The sequence below is a fragment of the Streptomyces boetiae genome (genome assembly GCF_031845405.1).
Taxonomy (GTDB): domain Bacteria; phylum Actinomycetota; class Actinomycetes; order Streptomycetales; family Streptomycetaceae; genus Streptomyces; species Streptomyces boetiae.
Map to the genome: position 1 here is coordinate 24928 of NZ_JAVREN010000043.1, position 17883 is coordinate 42810.

The following is a 17883-nucleotide window of genomic DNA, read 5'->3' on the forward strand; positions in this document are numbered from 1 at the left end:
GTGTCACTCGACGTTCCGGACGTCAACGCATTGGTGGACGAGTTGGGCAGCGTAGTGAACCGACTGGTCCCCGGTGCGTTCGGTGTCGATGCCAAGGATGGCCAGAAGTCACGGGAGCCGCTGGACATTCCAATACTGAAGGGCATCGCGGAACAAAGCTTTCGCGATGAGTGGCGAAGAGGAGACTGGGGCCACGCGCTTGAGTTAACGCTTAAGCGGGCGATAGGTCAGCTCAAAGGGCAGTTCGCCAGCAACTCAACATGGAAACCGGGCAGAAGGATCACAAACGAAGAAGTAGCTCTGCGCTATTTCAACCTCGACGGTTCGACGGACCTGGGAAGGGTCGAATCTATCGACTTCAATGATGCGTCATTCGACGGTCTTGGAGGTGATCGCTATGTCAAAGTCTTTCACGCGTTAAAGAATGCTATAGCGTTTGACAGAAGCGACGAGAGGCTTCGTGCGTACTTGAGGAAGCTTCGTTACCGGCTCGCTGAGATCCTCCTCGATCCGGATTTCCCGTTCACCGTGGCGCCTGAGCCTGTGCGGGCAGGCCGGGTGTCGGCCGTTCGGTCGCCGTCCACGGATGACTACGACACCGGCGTCCGCGAGTTGCTCGCGACCTCTGCCATGTATGTGCATGACATCAGTATCGACGCCGAGCTGCATGTAGTGCGCACTCTCGAACCCGCTCTGCTTGAACAGCTCAAGGATACGAGCCACCCATGGCCGCGGGTGATCGTCGGGGAAGCTGGATCCGGAAAAAGCACATTGCTCTGGTCGCTCCACCAAAGCCTGGCCGCCCAGCCAGATATGCAGCCGGTGCTGCTGCCCGCGACGTGGTTGCTACACGACCGGAATAACGAACTCGCTGAGAGACTCGCCAGATCGTTTCAAAAGATCGCCCAAGTCGGCAGCACGCCCGTCTTGCTACTCGACACCGCCGACCTGATGCTCCATGATGAGGAAATGAGGCAGACGCTATTGCGTCTCCTCGATACGGTTCGGGCGGCTGGCTTTACCGGTCTGTACTCCACCAGGCCACAGGAGGCCGCACTCCTTTCGCACGAGGACCTGCGTCGTCACGACCTTCAGCCCTACGACGACACCGAGCTTGATCGCGCTGTTGCCGCCCTGGTGGCCTGCTACTGTCCGGATGTTCCTTACGTCGAGGTTGCCAAGCGTGTCCGCCAGGCGACCGCCCGCGGCCTGCCGGTCGCCGATGTGTGTAGAAGCCCGTTGCTCCTGCGCATATTGTTCGACCTCTCCGCGCCTGCGGAGCCCGAACTCAGCGACGTAGACGTCACTCGGCTTTTCGACGCCTACTGGAACCGACGAGTGATTCGCGACGCCCGCACCGATACCGAGACCGGTCTGCGTGCCCGTGCCGCCGATAATCTCAGCGCCTTGGCCGGCCACACGGCGATCGGGTTGCTTGCGTCCGGCTTGCCTGAGCTGCCCGGCGCCATACTGCGCGACACGACCGCTGCGGCGGCTGGATCACCGGGCGACGTCGCGTCTGTCGAAGAAGGGCTCGCGATCCTCACTGAACGCGGTGTGCTCGTCCCCAGCAGGGAGCATCTCGGATTTTTTCACCAGGTCATGTTCGAGTTCGCCGCCGCCAAGGGGCTGCTCGCTCGCTCAGACCCGGCGACAATCGACACGTTGGCGATCCGGGCAATCAGTCGCGGTGGAGACCTGTTCGTCGGCGCCGTTCTCGAGCAGGTATTGATTCTTGCGGGTGCCAATCCGCTTCTCCAGGCCGCAGCCCAAGGCGCCGTCGAAACGTTGGTCACCTCGGACAGCGAGGCCCTTCAGGGGATCGGACTCGTGGCCTGGGCTCACTACCCAGCGCTCCTCGATAGCGCCACCAACAGCCTGCGGGCGGCTGGGATATCGGCGCTTGAACGTGTGACGCGGATCCTGCCTACTATCGCGGCCAAACCGACCGGGCAGACAATCAGTCAGCTCATTCTTATCTGGCAGTCCACGAGCGAGCCGCATGTCCGAGCTGTGGTGCTCGACGCGTTTGCTCGCCTCGCATTGCGCGCAGCGCGGGACGTGGCCGAGGCATTGAACTATCTGGAGCCGCTACAAGCCTTCGCGGGTACCACTGTCACTCACACCATGCGGCATAGCCTCCTCAATGTCCTCCATGCGATCTCCTCAGAGGCGCGCTCCCTCGTACGGTCCACGCTTGTCGGAATGCTCATGAGTAGTGATGACGATCGAGCGTCTATCGAACTGGACTACCTAGCCGGTCAATGGTCCGATATCGGCGACCACCACTTGCTGGCTGAGGTTGTCCGGAAACTCGACGCCGACGGCCCACCCAACCACACCGTCGCTGCGAGACTCAGCAAGATCATCGCAAAGGAATGGCACCGAACAGGAATCTGGGAGGATGCCGAGACCTGGACGGACTTCCTCGCACATGCTATCGATCCTGGCCCCGCCGAACTCACGCTGCACGGCGAAGCAACGCTGGGCGCGATTGGCGCCTTTGTCGTCACCACGAACGACGACGACCGTATCCGCCTTGCCATCGAGGCGCTGCTCGACGCAACGGACCCGCGCGTGCGCGATTTCGCCTGCCAGAGCGTGCTCCGTGACATTCTCTCGTCCGAATCAGACGCCGCCGCCATCCTCGACAGCGTCGCCACGACCTCGCTCGCGACCATTGGGTATGCCGCCCAGCGCGGTTTGATCAATAACCGTCAGCAGCTCCTCCTTGATCTGCTCGCTCAGGCTCAGCTCCCTGAAGGGCTCCTCGCCCGGCTTCTCCCCCCGCACCTTGAAAGCCAAGACTGGACGAGCGACGACCGTCTCCTACGGATCACACCAGCCGCAGCCGACCACGGGCACCTCTCAGCGCAACGGTTTCTGGAACGGGTGAACCGTAATCCACGGATGCTTTTGACAGCCCAGCTCGATACGCTCTTCTCCACCCGAGCCGTGCACACGCCCAAAAGGGATGAAATTTTCGACATCATCATGTCCATCGCCACCCAGACTGGGCGGACGGTAGACCTGAACAAGATCGTTCACTCCACCGAGCGCCGAGACAGGCGTATCGACAAGCACAGCCCAGCGCTCCTGATGCACGCCCGCGAACTTCTGGCGGGCTCCGACGAGTCCAAGCGCCGCGGCAGCCAGTTTCTCGCGGAACTCATGGCCACGATCGACACAGAGATGGCATGGCCCGAACTACGCGCCGTCTTCGATGAGGTCGACGACCCGAAGATTCTCGTTCAGCTCATCCAGAAACTCTGGCAGCAGACGCCCGCCGGGGATGTCTCTGCCCAACTCGACTACCTCGGCCAGTTCATCGTGATTGAGCCTAACGCCGAAAGACCGGTGACACGTCCACCCGGCCGGCCCATCGAGATCTCGGTCGCCGTTGCATCGGCCTGGGCAATGCTCTATATCCTAGGCAGTCGCACCGAGGCCAACACCGACCGCTGGCCCCTGGTGCGGACGCTCGGGCTCTACGAGGTCGAGCAGGATGAGATTTTCGTCGAGGGCAGGAAATTCCTTATCGTCTGCGACTATCTCGCGCGCCTTGGCCAAACGAACCCACGCCAAGCCGGGGAGAACCTTATCGACTACCTCGCAGCACTGGCGTGCGGCGAATTTTACGGTATCATGCCCGTTCTGTGGCGGCGCGAACTCCGCAATGCCGTCCAACATGCCTGCGCACACGACGACCGGAAGATTATCGAATCTCTTGTCACCACCTGCCGCATCATGGACGACAACATAGCTGAGGTCATCACAACCGCTATCGCCGAGCGCCACTACGCCGACGCTCGCGAGCACCTTCAAACGCTCAGCCGCGCCAACATTACGCCTACTCTGCGGAGTCTCCTTCTCGACCTTATTCGTAACCATGACCGCAGCTTCGGTACCCGGGTCTTCCCAGAGGTCTTTGGGGCAGCCAAGAAATAGGAGTACGGATCGAATTTTGCCTCGCCCTATCAGTTCAGACCAGAGCGCTACTGGTAATCCGAAACAACGCATTTGTCATTGCGTGTGGAGCGATAAATTTAGATTGCAAGATGAAATAGGCGGGAGCCCTGCCCAGACAACGACGGTGCGTCGTGTCCAAGCAGGCTCCCGCCTTCACGCTCTGCCCGAACGATGCTGACGTTCAAAGGCGAGACGCTACTCCCCGTCTGGCGTCTTGCCTCGACGGGTAGAGGAGCGGCCGGCGGGCGGAGACGGTTCGGTCTCCGGCTCCGCGGGCTCCTCGGCACCGAAGATTGCCGAGATGGCGTTGCGGCGCGTCTGCGCCTCACGCTCGATCTCGGCCCGGATCGCCGCCGCCTTTTTGAGGATGGTCGGGTCGGACTTCGTCCGCTCGACCCAGTGCTCCAGGGCGACCCGGATCTCCTCGGTGGTGCTGCGCCCGGTGATCTGGGCGACGACGTCAAGTCGCGCCCGCAGATCCTCGGTGATGCGGACAGCCAGCGTGCGGAGCTGGCCTCCCGCGTTCGGTTCGGACTCGCTCACTGCGAGCCACCTCCTCGGTGAATTGCGGCCGACGAACCCCCTGTTGGGTTCATCGCGGATGCCGCAGGACACCGACGACGCCGAGGGTGGTCGCCCCGGCGCCTTCCTTTATGACGCATCGCGGCGAGGAGGAAAATCGTCGGCTCGCTCGAATCTTCGGGCGAGCCTCCGCGTGAACATATCTCCCCGCACCGCTGTTGCTGGGCTAATTATGGCAGCGTGGTGGGTAAACATCTCACGTTGTAGAGAACACAGCAGCGCCACTGGCTGGCTGAGATATGCCTATGCTCTGGGCTTGGCTAGCCAAGAAGGCTTCTATCGACGTAGGCGAGAGATCAAAATTCGTCTTCGGTGTCTTCGCCCACAGGTAGCTGTGACTGGTGTCCTGCTACTTCTATCAGTCGATACTGCCTCTGGGTTACTCTCCCAGATCGAGCCCGATTTATGAAGCTTTCGAGGGTGATATCTACTTCTCGGTCGAGATTCTCCTTTACTGCGGCCATGAGTGAGTCATCGACATAGCCATGAATCTCGCGCCCAGCCTCTGTCTCAAAATAGAAGATCTGACGGCGTGTACGCAATCCATCTAGGCGTCCCCGATGCCGGACGATCTCACGTTCTTCCCGCACAGCGTCGAGCCTTGTCCGCAAAGAAACTGCTTGGGCCGGCGTGATCACGGACTTGAGTGACTCTCCCGTGAACCTGACCAGATCAAGTTGGATACTGAGGCTGGACTCCTGACGATCAGATATCAAGTCCCATACTGCTCGCCTGATCACGGGGGAAGCGGCAGTCACTGATTCGATGGACCTATCGTCATTACTGTCCTCGGGTAGGGCTCGCATGAGCTCGACCAAGCCCAGCTCGGCCCATGTTGTATCGAAAGTGGGGACGACTCGACGCTCACTATCTTGGGCGTACTTTAGCTGAACGACCCAAGATCCGGATGTCGCCGCCGACATATTTAGCCGAGCGGATTCGAAGTCAACCTGAGAGAGCCTCGCCACATCAGCCAACCGTGCGCGCCGCGCCTTAGCGAGCCGTGCCACAGCTTTCTGTATACGCTGGAGGAAGTCACCAGCTTCGATAGCGGCAACCTCATTATCAGGCGCATTTATGTCAGCTAGTCGAAGCTGCACTGCAGAGGTTGCCTCGCTTTCTGAGGCTATGCCGAATTCTGCGGCGGAAGCTTGTAGGGAAGCCCGTCGAAGTTTCGAGGACTCGTCACTCCCGGCGGCCGAGGCTAGTGCGCGAAGATAAAGGTCGCGAAGGTGTGAATTCACAGCGAGACCTCCAAGTACCCCTTGCGCGCGTCCTCGATTATCTTTCCGTCCGGCCCTTTCACGCTCGACCACATCTCGTGCCAGTAAGCGAGTTCATCAGGAGAGTCAGCAGAGGCCAGGAACGCATCGATGAGGCCGCCCATGGGCTGAGCGCGATGGGCCACCCACGGGGGGTGCTGAGCAGAAACGCCTTGCAGCGTGATCAGGTTGTGCATGCGCTTCCACTCCTCCTCTCCCAAGCGTTGAAGTGCGTGCTCGGACACGACTAGCACAAGGTCGATGTCCGCAGGGGCTGCCGACTTGTAGGTACAGAAACCCCCGTCTACCCACAGTGTGGCGCGTGGAACGAGGTCCCGCACCAGTGAAACGTAGAGTTCGAGTGCCGCGAACAGGCGAGCACGGTGGGCCGAGTGAGGCGCGAGCTCCACGAAGGCGTCGCGAATCTCCTCCAGCGTGGCCGGGTGGCGGCCAGGAGGCAGCAACCCCCCCGAGGTCAGCGGCGGTATCAACAGCGCCCCTCCATGTACCTTCCCCCACCCTCCGCGACATTACAGAACATACTGTAATCACACTGATGGGTGGATGGGGAACCCCGGGGGCTACTTGTTGAGCTAGTCGGCCGTCCAGCGTCGTTGCGTCTACACCCTCCCCAACCCCTCCAACACCCGCTCCAGCAACGCCACGCTCGCCATCTCCGACACCTCGCCCCGCGGTGGTCGGGTCGCCTGCGGCACCCGCCGCTGGAGGTCTGGTCGGGTACTGGGTGAGTCGCGGGGGATGGGCGGCGTCCCGATCACCAGCTCTGCCCACACCACTTTCCCTCCGGCCGGCGGCCGGGCGACGCCCCACCGCTTGGCTGTGCCCTCGATGAGCACCAGGCCCCGGCCGTGTTCCGCCTCGTCGTTGGCGTCCTGCTTCACGGGTGCCGTGGTGCTCCGGTCCCAGACCTCTATATACAGGCGACTGTCTACGACACGGAGCTGCACCGCGATCAGGTGCTCGCCCTGTATCTCATGCAGCTTCACGTCTGGGTCAGCGATGCCGGTAGCCACCACCGCGTTGCTCACCAGCTCACTCACCACCAGCTCGGCGTCCTCGACCTGATCGGGCAGCTTCAGGTACATCAGGTGCTGCCGCACGAAAGCCCGTGCCACGCTGGCGGCTGTGCTGACGGCGGCGAGGCGCAAGCTCGCCACGTACAACCAGCTCGGGCTGCCCTGGTCGGCCGTCACGTTCCCACTCCCCTCAGCCCGGGTAGGGGACGCGGCGGCACCGTGGCGTCGGGGTGGACGAACCACACGTAGCCGTCTATGGCTGCCTCGACGGCGCGCTGCATCACGACGCTGAGTGCGGGCATGACGTGCAGGTGCTCGTAGGTCGGCACGACGACGTGGCGCACCTGGTCGCGGGCGCAGCGCTCGACCAGGACGTCCCAGGCCGCGTCCTGGAGCCACTGCCGCTCGACATAGACGTCGAGCAGCACGAAGTTTTCCCGCTCGGCGAAGCGACGCAGTTCGTCGCAGAGATGGTCAAGGGCGTGATCGGGAAGATCTGGCAGGGCGCGGAGGTAGCCGAGCAGCGGGCGCGCCGGGTCCGTCATCGCCGCGCTCCTTGCACGACCCACAACCGCGCGCCGGTCTCCCTCTCGATGTGCTGGCGCATGGCGTCCTGGAGACCCGGCAGCCGGGCGAAGTGCCACAGCGAGGGCACGATGACGTGCGTCACGGTGCTCTGCCGCAGCGCGTCGAGCATGGTGAGGAACGCCGACTCGGACGAGCCGTGGTGTTCGGTGAACACTTGGTCGAGCGTGAAGCCTTCGCGGGCGGCGTAGGTGGCGAGTTCGCGTTTCAACGCATCAATGTCGGCGTCGGGGTGGTCGCTGCCGACGACGCGCATGTACGCGTACATGAGGGGTCGCATCTGGCTCCTTGGGGTGCGCAAATCCCGGGCCAGCGGGCCCTATGGGGGGTGGCCCGCCGGGGACGGCGTAAGTGCCAGGAAAGCGGCGGTGACCAGGCAAAACCCAGAGCGAAAGAGGGGCGGAAAGGGCGCAAAAATGGGGCAACGGCCCCCGTGGCCTGCGCCGTTGCCGCCGGGGTGGCTATGGTGGGTACGCCCCGCCCCGGGAGGAAGCGCGCAATGGCGGCTAAACGAGCACGACTTGCCCAGCGCCGTAAGGCAGCGGGATTCACCCAGGAGAAGCTGGCCGAGGCCCTCGGCGTCGAGCGGTCAACCGTCGCGCGTTGGGAACGCGCCGAGAACGACCCGCAGCCCTGGCAGCGGCCGAAGGTTGCCGCCGCGCTCCGGGTGACGGCCGACGAGCTCCAAGAGCTTCTCGACGACGTGACGGTCGTCCAGCCGGAACCCAGCGACCGCATCGCCTACGTGCTCGAACACCCCGCGCACGCCGACCTGGTGGCCGTTGCCCACCTCCACGAACGCGTCCGCCAGCTCGATGAACGCTACGACCGGGTGCCCTCTACCGCGCTGCTCGGCCCGGCCGGACAAGTCCACGGGCAGGTCAAGCTGCTGCGCGAGAACGCCACCGACGCGCGGGTGAAGCGGGCGCTCTTCGAGGTCGAGGCCGACTCCGCCACCTTCATGGGACAACTTGTCTGGGACGTCAGCCACCGGCGGGACCACGTCGCCCCGAACCTCTACTTCGACAACGCCGTGCACGCCGCCCGCCAGGTGCGCGACCCCTACACCGAGGCATACGCCACGCTGCGCAAGAGCTTCGTGGCGCTCTACGGCGAGGGCGAACCCACGAAGGGCGCGGCCCTGGCAGCGGCAGCGGCCGACGTGGCGCGACCGGCCAGTCCGGCGCTCACCGGCTTGGCGCTGCTGCACGTTGCCGAAGGCCACGCTATGAACGGCGACGTCGCGTCGTGCGAGGGCGCGATCGGCAAGGCCGAGGAGCAGCTCGGCCGCGTCGGGGCCGACGACATGGCGGCGGCCTACTACACGGTGAACGAGTACCACCGGCTCGCCGGGTCGTGCTACTTGTTCCTCTCCCTGCCGGCGAAGGCCGAGACCGTCCTCGCCACGACGGCGAGCGCACTGGTCAGCAAGAAGAAGAGCCAGGCCATCGCGTTGGGCAACCTGGCCCTGGCGCTCCTCCGGCAAGGCAAGCTCGACGAGGCGGCGGCCACCATGCACCGCACGATCGACGCCGTGGAGCTGACCAGGGGCGGCGGGGGCCTTAACCTGGCCTTTGCTGCCGGACGCGAGCTGCGGCAGTGGCGACAGGAGCCATGGGCGCAGGAGATCAACGACCGACTGCTTGCCCTCATGGCCGCGATGTAGAACAGGGGCGGGCGTGAACACCATCGACCAGGCCAAGCAACACGTCCGCGACCAGGTATGGCGACGGCTGGTGGAATCAGGTGCCGCCCCGCCCGACTCCTACGGCAAGATCCCCGGCTTCGCCGGCACCGCGGCGACCGCAGAGCTCCTGAGCCAGACATCGGAGTGGCAGCAGGCCACCACGGTCAAGGCCAACCCCGACTGGGCGCAGCTCCCGGTGCGGGTGCGTGCCCTGGCAGACGGCAAGCTCCTCTACATGGCCGTGCCCAGGATGGCGAGCTTGAAGCCGTTCTTCTTGCTCGACCCGCGCACGCTGACGCTGCCGCCGGAGGAAGCCGCCGACAAGCGGGCGGCTCGCGACCACGCCCGCCGCGTCGGCGTCGAAGACATGACGCCCATCGACCTGGTGATCTGTGGCAGTGTCGCCGTCAACCGCTCCGGGGCTCGCATCGGCAAGGGCGCCGGCTACTCCGACATCGAGGTGGCACTGCTCATCGAGGCGGGGCTCGTCACGGAGAAGACCGTCATCGTGGCGCCCGTCCACCAGCTCCAGGTCGTCGAGGAGGACATCCCCGAGACACCACACGACTTCAGCGTCGACCTCATCGTCACGCCCGACGAGGTCATCCGCTGCCCCGAACGGCGGCGGCCCAGCGGCATCCTGTGGGACGACCTGACGGCGGAGAAGATCGCGGGGATTCCGGTGTTGGCGGCACGGGTGGGGCGGTAGCGGCGGGCTCTGGAGTCGTGACGCCCGTGAGGCGGCGGCAAGTGCTGCTATTGATCAAAGGCGAGAAGGTGGTAGTTCATGAAGAGTCAACGAGCTATCGAGAATTTGAAGCAGCTCAAGGCTGAGGCGGATACGCAAGGTCTTGGGTTGCAAAGATCGGGTCAGTTTTCTTCGTGGAAGGGGCGCGTACGGTCAGTCCTCATCCGGGCGCTCGGGAAGGATCATCACCTTCTTGCAGATTTCGAGAGTGTCAGATACAGCCTCTCCGTGTACTCAACGACTACGCCCGATTCGGCGTTCGACCAGGCATTTTTGGGAGGAGTCCGCAGAGCGTGTGGGGTGATCGAGGCCGCCATCTTCGAGATTGAAGACGCCGGAACCAGCGATGACGCGGTGGACGAGACCGCGTTCGACCCAGCCTTGTGGGCACATGTGCAGACGCATATGCAAAACGAGGACTGGCAGGCAGTTGCGAGCCAGACGGCTATCTTTGTTGAACATCACGTGCGCCAGTGGTGCGGCGACCCGAGAGGCAGAGAAGGCAGGACGCTTGTTGGTAAGGACCTCTTCGTGAAGGTTTTCGCCAACGATGCGCAGTACCGACTAGGAAAAGAACCGGGCGAGTGGGAGGGCTGGCGTGCGCTTGGGACAGGATTCGCGCAAGCTCTGAGTAACGTGGATCGCCACAATATCCAGAAGCGGCATGACGCTAAACGCTATGCGTTTGGCGTGTTGGGCATTGGGAGCCTCATTCTCACGCAGTTGCGATACCAGCACGGCGAGGACCTGAACGTGTGAGGGCAGGCCCAAGCCCGACAGCCGCATCTCTTGTCCGGTCTACTCGAATCACTAGAAGGACACTGGAACTGGTGGCAAGATGCCTACGTGACTGGCGAACGCGACGACGAGGCTGACGCCGACGAGCCACAAGACGAGAGAGCTGGGAGGGTACCTCCCGGCTTTTATAGCGGGTTTTCCTGGATTGCTGACTGGTACCGCGACCTTCATAAGCCGCTCGCGCAGACGGTCGCTGAAACGCTCTCCTTCAGTTCTGACCTTGCTGGGCTGGGAACCAGCGACGTGTCGTTACGATGGCCGCATGGCAGCGCCGACAGTACAAGCACCGTGGCCAGCACCCGGTAGCTCTCTCGCCCTCCTGATCGAGCCGTACATCTTCACCCAAGACGACCTGCTCAGCACGGACAAGTTCATTGCGCAGGCGAAAGACCGGGGGATACGGATCAGCCTCGATCTGCTGCAGGTGCTCCACAGCGAGCGGCTGCTCCTTCCGCTCTACCGGGTATCTGACACGCCAGCGGCCGGCCGCCAGATAGCCATCGCCGATCCTGGCACCTTCGACACCCGCTTCCAAGTCTTCCGCGCTGCGTCGGAAGGCCGTCTGCGCGACCCCGCCGAGGAGGGCTACGCAGCGGCTTGGCCGCACGTTCGCCCGTCGGATGAGCCTCAACGGGGATGGTGGAACGGGTTCGTCTACTCGTCCTGGCAGCTTCTCGATCTCCCGCGGTTGCTAAGACGCCACCAAAATCTCCACTTCGAGCGACCCCCATGGCCGGTCGAGCGCCGCAAGGACATGATGCAGCACCGTCGCCAGATGCTGGCTTTGTCTGCACTTTCAACGCAGTACTTGCCGAGTGTGCTGGGCAGGGTTCGGTTCTCCAACCCCAAAGAAGAAGAGCCGCTGCGCCGCTACCGCACGGGGGCCGAAGTCCTGGACACGCTCCACAGAGTCGGCTTCGATCCGGCGGACCTTCGAGGCGCGGCGGAGCGCTTCTTGTTCGACGCTCACAGCGATCCCCTGCACAAGTGGCTGCCCATCCTACGCCACGCCAGCTACCGCGCCTGGTCGCAGCTCCGCGGCGAGCCGCTGCAAGCCATGTGGCGTCGGGTCGCGGCCGAGATTCTCCTACGAGCACACGAGGACCTGACCACGAGTGGCGTCCTCGACCCATTGCCCGACCTTACGGGCACCACATGGTGGACGGTGCAGCATGACCGGCTGACACAGCGGCATGTCGAGGCCACCACGCTGGAGCGGGCACTGGCGGACTTCGGCCTGTCACCCCACCCGAAAGTTATCCTCTTGGTCGAGGGCGAGACGGAGCTATACCACGTCACCCGCCTCCTGGAGGAGCTCGGCGTGAACCGACCACAGGATGTCCGGGTACAGCGCACGAAGGGGTCGAAGATCAATGCACATCTCATCGCACGCTACGGCGTGACGCCGCGGGTCGGCCGGCGACTGAGCGACCGCTGGCTGCTCGACGCCACGCCGACAGCGCTGGTTATCGCCATGGACCCGGAGAACCACTTCGCCACCCAGGCCGACCGCGACAAGGTACGGCGCGACCTCCAAGACGCCATCCGCGAAGAAGTGCGCTACCAGGACGCAGACATCGGCCAGGACTTCCTCGACTATCTCGTTCAGATCCGCGTCTGGGGCGAGGACAAGTACGAGCTGGCGAACTTCACCGACGACGAGCTGGTTGCAGCGATCACCACCCTGGCCACGCGGCAGGGTAACCCGCGTGTCACGGCCGCCGACTGGGAGCACAACGCGCGCACGTATCTCGCGGAGGCGAGGAGCAAGCACCTCGACATCAAGGCACCACTGGGGCGACTGGGTATGCGTGAGGAAAAGGTCGCCTTGGCCGGCCTGCTCTGGCCGACCCTGCTTGCCAAGGCGGAAGCCGAGTACGCCGCCGACGACATCACGACGCCTGTCGTGCAGCTCATCGCCGACGTCCTCGCGGTGAGGGGACGGATCGCCGGCGTTCGGGCGCTTGTCGGACCCGAGGTTTCCGATGTGTGATGGCGAGCCCGGCGCACCGCGTAGGGCTCCATCGCCATAGCAGGATGTGGCCGCCATCGGATCGTCAGTGGTGGTGCTGGGCGGCTTTGGGGGCAGCGTGCTCTCCCTTGCCGAACGTAGCGAATACAGCCCCTCAATTGCATAGGAGAGGAAATAGAGTGACGCTCTTGGAGGACCTCAAGACACTGGCTGGTTCTGAACGGAGCAGGTTGTCGCCGCAAGCTCGGGGTCGGCATTTCGAGAAGTGGCTCCAGACCCTTCTCTCTCAGGAGAACTTGAGTCCCAAAACTTCTTATCGACCGGACGGGGAAGAGGTCGATGGGTCATTCATACGCTGCGGAAGGGTGTACCTGATTGAAGCGAAGTGGTGGAAGGACCCGGTTCCGGCCTCGGCGATCTACCAGTTCAAAGGTAAGGTCGACGGCAAATTGAGCGGGACTGTTGGCCTTTTCATCTCTATGTCAGGCTATAGTGATGATGCGGTCGATGCATTGCGGGTCGGAAAGGAGCTCAACGTTGTCCTATTCGACCGGAAAGATGTCTACCTCGCTGCCGAGTTTGGCTTTGCTAGAGTGCTGGACTTCAAGCTTCGCGTGGCGGCTGAGCGGGGCGAGGTATTCATGCCCTACGTCGCTCAAGGCAGGGTTGGAGATCAGCTCCCGACAGATACGCAGTGGCAGGACTCGCTCAAACTCGATGGAATCTCCCTCGTCGTTGAGGGATATCGAGATCAGGTGATCGTGGAAGGTATTGTCGAGGGTCTTCGTGCAAGGTCGATTCAAGTCCGTAAATTTCGAATAATTGTCGCGCGAGGGCGTGCAGGTATCCCCAATATCGCATCAGCTCTCGCCGAAGATGACGGAGGTGAGGTTCTCGTATTGGCAGATACGGATGGCGGATATGGAGAAACTCACCTTGCCGAACTTGGCCGAAAGGACCACGTTTCGGTTGTTGTGGTTGACCCGGGCGTCGAGCGGTGGGTCGGAATGACCTCTCGAGATGAGGCAAAGAATCATGGTTTTCAGGAACTTCACCACATGGCGTGTGCAATCGATGTAGAACTTCTAGCCTCACACGACGAAGGTTTCCGTTCCCTCATTGAAACACTTACTTCCGTTGACTGAGGAAATGGTCATTGTGACTTCTGTGCTGGTGGAATTCAATCGATAGGAAACCGGCGTCTCTGAAGTCATGCTTTTCGTCCCGCTAGTTAGAGCTCGTAACACGATCTTGTGATGCGGTGCTGGTGGCCGTGTCGGTGTGAGGATTGGGCCGTTCGTGAGGGTGTGAACAACAGGCCGTGGATCGTGGACGACGCGTTGTGGGCGGTGATCGAGCCGCTGCTGCCGAAGTGGCCCGAGCGGTCACCGGGCCCGCGGCCGGTGGACGACCGGCGGTGCCTGCAAGGCATCCTGTTCGTGCTGTACACCGGGATCACCTGGCAGCAACTGCCGCTGGAACTGGGCTTCGGCTCCGGTCAGACCTGCTGGCGCAGGCTGGGCCGGTGGCACGAGGCCGGTGTCTTTGACCAGCTGCACCGCATACTCCTGGCCGAGTTGAACGCGGCCGGGCAGATCGACTGGACGCGTGCCTGCGTGGACGCCTCCCACGTGAAGGCGAAAAAGGGGGCGAGGCGACCGGCCCGTCGCCTGTCGACCGGGGCAAGACCGGCAGCAAGCACCACCTCATCTGCGACGGCAGGGGCACACCGCTGAAGGTGATCACTACCGCCGCCAACGTCAACGACGTCACGCAGACCCTTGCCCTGGCCGACGGCGTCCCGCCCGTCGCCGGCCGGGTCGGACACCCGCGCAAGCGCCCTGACACCCTCCTGGGCGACAAGGGTTACGACAGCGACCCCAACCGCCGTGAGCTGCGGAAACGCCGCATCCTGCCGGTCATCTCGCGCAAGGGAACCCCAAACATCGAGGGCCTGGGCAAGCTCCGCTACGTCGTCGAGCAGACCTTCGCCCTGCTGCACCAGTTCAAACGCCTCGCCAACCGCTGGGAACGCCGACTCGACCTGCACAACGCCCTCGTCTCCCTCGCCAGCGGCCTCATCTGCTGGCGACGCCTGAAACACCACACACCATGATCGTGTTACGAGCTCTTAGCGCGAGTTGTCTACTCTCCGAATCCTTGCTGGCCTTACCCATACGTCGGGAACTGATCGCCCAGAATGATCCGCCAAAGCCGAATGGCCTCCCGGTGGTTGCCATCGCGCTCCGCTTCGAGCGCAAGGTCTGCCCTATCGCGAGCGCTCTTAAGGCTGTCATTAACTGCATCACGCTTTGTCGATGTCAGGTAAGTGGAAAGATCCCCGCTGTACCCGGCAGGATCCTGCACCGATAGAAACTGATGATTATAGTCGAAGAACAATCGAAGTGCCGAGCAGGGGTTATCTCCCAACTTCGCGTAGGTGCGCGCGACCAGCATCTCCAGATGAAATGAGGCCAGGCGCGAGCTGTGTGCCGCGTTCCATTTCTTGGCGAACCGGATGACCTTCTTCAGGTCGCCAGTGAGCCTGGCATTACACTCGTTGAGATACGTCTCATGCTTCACCGGATCGGTGGTGAGCCAGCCGCCTGAGCCATCCGGTATGCCGTAGCCCCCAGAGGTGTACTTCACGACGGCCGCCACATCAACGTAGAGTCCATCAGCGTAGAAGAGGCGCACGGCCTGGCCTCTGGCACCAACTTTCTTCACGGTTGATGCGTTGTTCAGGCTTCGACGGACGCGATACAGGAAGTCCGACGAGTCGTCGCGATAGCTATCGGCCCATAGGTCGTTATCGACGTGCAGGTGCACCATCAGGTCAATGTCAGCAACGGGATTGCTAGCTGTCCTGCGCCCCAGGGAACCGATAAGCTTGTGCGATTCAAACTGCACGTTAGCCGTGGAGGGAAAGGCTTCCTTGATGACCGACATGACGGCATCCCGGCGCTGATACACCTTTTCCCAGGTCGATGCCGTTGGAGTGACTATGGTGTCGAATTCATTGAAAGCGCCAGCTGTGGTCGTTGCCATCCGTCTCATTCCCCCTCATCGGTTGCGTACGTCTGACCGCCGCCGCTGATGTTCCGGCTCGATCTCTTATAGGCCAGGCGGCCCGGCGGGTCGGACGTCTTGTTGAGTTCGTCTCGCGTGTTGGTGAGGTTACGCAGGCCGTCCCGTGCGTCCTCGCGGTTCATGTCGGCCAAATCGATGGTGAGGAACTGCCGCGCCGCCGTCTGGAGCTGTAGGTAGGCGTTGGCCGAGGCTTGCGCTTGCGTCATGCGACGTGAGGCGTTGACGGTTGTGAGCGTCGCGCTCAGCGCCGCAGCGCCGAGGGCGAGGACGCCAGGCCAGATGCCGACGTCACCCGCAAGCGCCGTTCCACCGGATACTGCGGCAAGTCCTGCCGCTGGCACACCGAGTACAAGATTGATGAGGCGCCACAACTTGGCCTGCTCGAACTGGCCCTGGGCGCTCCACATGGCGCTCTCGTGGATGCGGTCGGCCTCCTGCGCGATGGCGCGGTGTGACTCAGGGAGGCCATCGGGGATCAGTGACACGGGTACCTCATTTTGCCCACTGCGCAACTTGGATGGAGACCGACAGGTGGGGGGAGTTGGAGTGTAGAGCCGGTGATCGTCTGTGCCTAGCGGTCGGGCTGGGCGACTTCAGCGTCGAGTTCGGCGTCATGCCCGAGGAGGTCATCCGCTGCTTCGGGCGCCCCTAGCATCCTGTGGGGCAGCCTGTTGGTAGGGTGCGCGTGATCCCGGCGTTGGTCACGACGATGGGCCGGTGAAGGTGAGGCTCGGAGCGTCACCACGACCGCGGGGGCCGGCGCTGGTTTGACGACCGACCGGTCGGGCTTCACTCCGTGATTCCCCGCACCCGTACCGTCTCCGCCACCGCCGCGGAGTTTTGGAAGTGCAGCCGCAACCGATCGCGCCATCCGGGATTACTTTGCGGCTCCCTTCTCTGTGGATGACGCTGGCCCGCCTGCATTGCACTAGCTCGTAGAGCACTGCGGATTGTATGTTCACTTATTCGGCTCACTACCCACGGAGGAGACTGCGTTGTCAGGTATCGCGAACATGGTTACTCAGTTGGACGAGTTGATCGATAAGAGCGATGTTCTTCTGGCCGACGAAGACTGGTCTCACCGCTCCGAAGAGGCCACTCAGGCCAGCATCTTGGCTAACCGCTTGGAAGCAGCAGTAACTCGACTGACGATCAAGGGGTCTGTGTATACCGAGCAGCTCGGGCGTGGCAAGGGGCTTGTCCCGCGGTATCGATTGCAGCATAACTGGCAGGTTGCTGTTTCCTTGAGGGACGACCTCAACGCGGGATGGACTGAGACAGTTGTCGAGCTGGTGCACGCTGACACGTACAGCGACTACCTAGAGATGGCCGATGCCTTGCTCAACAAGGGATACAAGGACGCGGCAGCGGTGATCACCGGGACCTCGCTTGAAGTGCATGTGCGCGCCCTTTGCGTGAAGAATAACTTGACAACCGCCGTGGCGGGAAAGCCGAAGAAGGCCGACACCATGAACGCCGACCTAAAGAAGGCTGGCGTCTATGACGGGCTGCGCCAGAAGCAGATCACGGCCTGGATGGACCTGCGCAATAAGGCCGCTCACGGTGACTACGCCGATTACGACGAGGATCAGGTGCGGTTGTTTATCGATGGCGTGCGGAGCTTCATGATGAAGTACCCAGCGTGAATTTATCTCGCGGCACGACCTTCAGGGACTGCACGCCTGCCCGCGCTGCGCCTCCTCAATGCCTGTCGAACCCCGACGACCGACCACCCGAGCCTCACTCCACAACCTCCCGCACTCGCACCGTCGTCGCCACCGGCCCGGAGTTCTGGAAGTCCAACTGCAACCAGATCATTCCGTCCGGCATGACGCGGCGGGTCTCCGTGTGGGTAATGCTGGACGGTTCGCCGGGTGTGGACTCAAAGACAAAGCGCGGGATCAGGCGCTCGTCCTCGAACTCCCCCAGCTCAACGCTATGTGTGCCGCCCGCTGGAATCACCAGCGACGGGAACCAGTCGTCATCTCCGGTATTAGGTTGGTAGTGGGGGATGGGCATAGCCATTACGGTAAATCTCCTCGGATGGGTTAATTAATTTCTCACCCCCTAAAACCCATATGAGGATTCCCGACTGCGCCAACCACAGACCGTCACCACAAAACACGTTTACCCCCTCATCCGATGGGGGGGGG

Annotated in this window: 16 protein-coding genes; 8 read left to right on the forward strand and 8 right to left on the reverse strand. The window is 62.6% G+C overall.

The window, feature by feature from the left end; genetic code table 11:
• The gene (locus RM780_RS22330) at window positions 1-3948 is read left to right on the forward strand and encodes an NACHT domain-containing protein (protein ID WP_311632634.1); all 3948 of its coding nucleotides are present in this window, start codon (window positions 1-3) and stop codon (window positions 3946-3948) included.
• A 216-nt stretch (window positions 3949-4164) separates the two neighbouring features.
• On the opposite strand, the gene RM780_RS22335 is transcribed toward RM780_RS22330, so the two are convergent.
• From RM780_RS22335 to RM780_RS22355, 5 genes are all read right to left on the reverse strand, one after another.
• Window positions 4165-4512, reverse strand: coding sequence for a ribbon-helix-helix domain-containing protein (locus tag RM780_RS22335; protein WP_311632635.1), 348 nt, complete (start codon window positions 4510-4512; stop codon window positions 4165-4167).
• Window positions 4513-5791: 1279 nt separating this feature from the next.
• Window positions 5792-6304: a DUF6932 family protein gene (locus tag RM780_RS27895; protein WP_394813052.1), complete on the reverse strand. Its 513-nt coding sequence runs from the start codon at window positions 6302-6304 to the stop codon at window positions 5792-5794.
• 129 nt (window positions 6305-6433) lie between these two features.
• Entirely contained in the window at window positions 6434-7027 is a 594-nt protein-coding gene (locus RM780_RS22345; RefSeq protein ID WP_311632637.1) for an ATP-binding protein, read from the reverse strand.
• Window positions 7024-7395, reverse strand: a complete 372-nt coding sequence (locus RM780_RS22350; protein WP_311632638.1) for a hypothetical protein — start codon at window positions 7393-7395, stop codon at window positions 7024-7026. Before RM780_RS22350 ends, RM780_RS22345 begins: the two co-directional genes overlap by 4 nt.
• Window positions 7392-7715, reverse strand: coding sequence for a recombinase family protein (locus RM780_RS22355; RefSeq protein ID WP_311632639.1), 324 nt, complete (start codon window positions 7713-7715; stop codon window positions 7392-7394). The genes RM780_RS22350 and RM780_RS22355 overlap by 4 nt, the downstream gene beginning before the upstream one ends.
• Before the next feature lie 219 nt (window positions 7716-7934).
• Between RM780_RS22355 and RM780_RS22360 the strand changes: the two genes are divergently transcribed.
• The 6 genes from RM780_RS22360 (at window position 7935) to RM780_RS22385 (ending at window position 14756) form a co-directional block, all read left to right on the forward strand.
• The gene (locus RM780_RS22360) at window positions 7935-9101 is read left to right on the forward strand and encodes a helix-turn-helix transcriptional regulator (protein ID WP_311632640.1); all 1167 of its coding nucleotides are present in this window, start codon (window positions 7935-7937) and stop codon (window positions 9099-9101) included.
• A 13-nt stretch (window positions 9102-9114) separates the two neighbouring features.
• On the forward strand, window positions 9115-9831 hold the full coding sequence (locus RM780_RS22365) for a 5-formyltetrahydrofolate cyclo-ligase (protein WP_311632641.1): 717 nt from the start codon (window positions 9115-9117) through the stop codon (window positions 9829-9831).
• A gap of 78 nt (window positions 9832-9909) precedes the next feature.
• Window positions 9910-10629, forward strand: coding sequence for a TIGR02391 family protein (locus tag RM780_RS22370; protein WP_311632642.1), 720 nt, complete (start codon window positions 9910-9912; stop codon window positions 10627-10629).
• 301 nt (window positions 10630-10930) lie between these two features.
• Window positions 10931-12661: a hypothetical protein gene (locus RM780_RS22375; protein ID WP_311632643.1), complete on the forward strand. Its 1731-nt coding sequence runs from the start codon at window positions 10931-10933 to the stop codon at window positions 12659-12661.
• A 158-nt stretch (window positions 12662-12819) separates the two neighbouring features.
• Window positions 12820-13785, forward strand: a complete 966-nt coding sequence (locus RM780_RS22380; RefSeq protein ID WP_311632644.1) for a restriction endonuclease — start codon at window positions 12820-12822, stop codon at window positions 13783-13785.
• Window positions 13786-13896: 111 nt separating this feature from the next.
• A protein-coding gene (locus RM780_RS22385) for an IS5 family transposase (protein ID WP_311632645.1) occupies window positions 13897-14756 on the forward strand; the annotation gives its coding sequence in 2 pieces (ribosomal slippage) (window positions 13897-14265 and window positions 14268-14756; 858 coding nt in all).
• A gap of 53 nt (window positions 14757-14809) precedes the next feature.
• Here the strand turns inward: RM780_RS22385 and RM780_RS22390 are convergent.
• Window positions 14810-15688, reverse strand: coding sequence for an SMODS domain-containing nucleotidyltransferase (locus RM780_RS22390; RefSeq protein ID WP_311632646.1), 879 nt, complete (start codon window positions 15686-15688; stop codon window positions 14810-14812).
• A gap of 5 nt (window positions 15689-15693) precedes the next feature.
• A complete protein-coding gene (locus RM780_RS22395) occupies window positions 15694-16215 on the reverse strand; it encodes an SLATT domain-containing protein (RefSeq protein WP_311632647.1) in 522 nt (173 codons plus the stop codon).
• Window positions 16216-16755: 540 nt separating this feature from the next.
• Between RM780_RS22395 and RM780_RS22400 the strand changes: the two genes are divergently transcribed.
• The gene (locus tag RM780_RS22400) at window positions 16756-17376 is read left to right on the forward strand and encodes a hypothetical protein (protein WP_311632648.1); all 621 of its coding nucleotides are present in this window, start codon (window positions 16756-16758) and stop codon (window positions 17374-17376) included.
• A gap of 94 nt (window positions 17377-17470) precedes the next feature.
• Here RM780_RS22400 and RM780_RS22405 read toward each other — a convergent pair whose 3' ends face one another.
• Entirely contained in the window at window positions 17471-17749 is a 279-nt protein-coding gene (locus RM780_RS22405; protein WP_311632649.1) for a hypothetical protein, read from the reverse strand.
• Window positions 17750-17883: the final 134 nt, after the last annotated feature.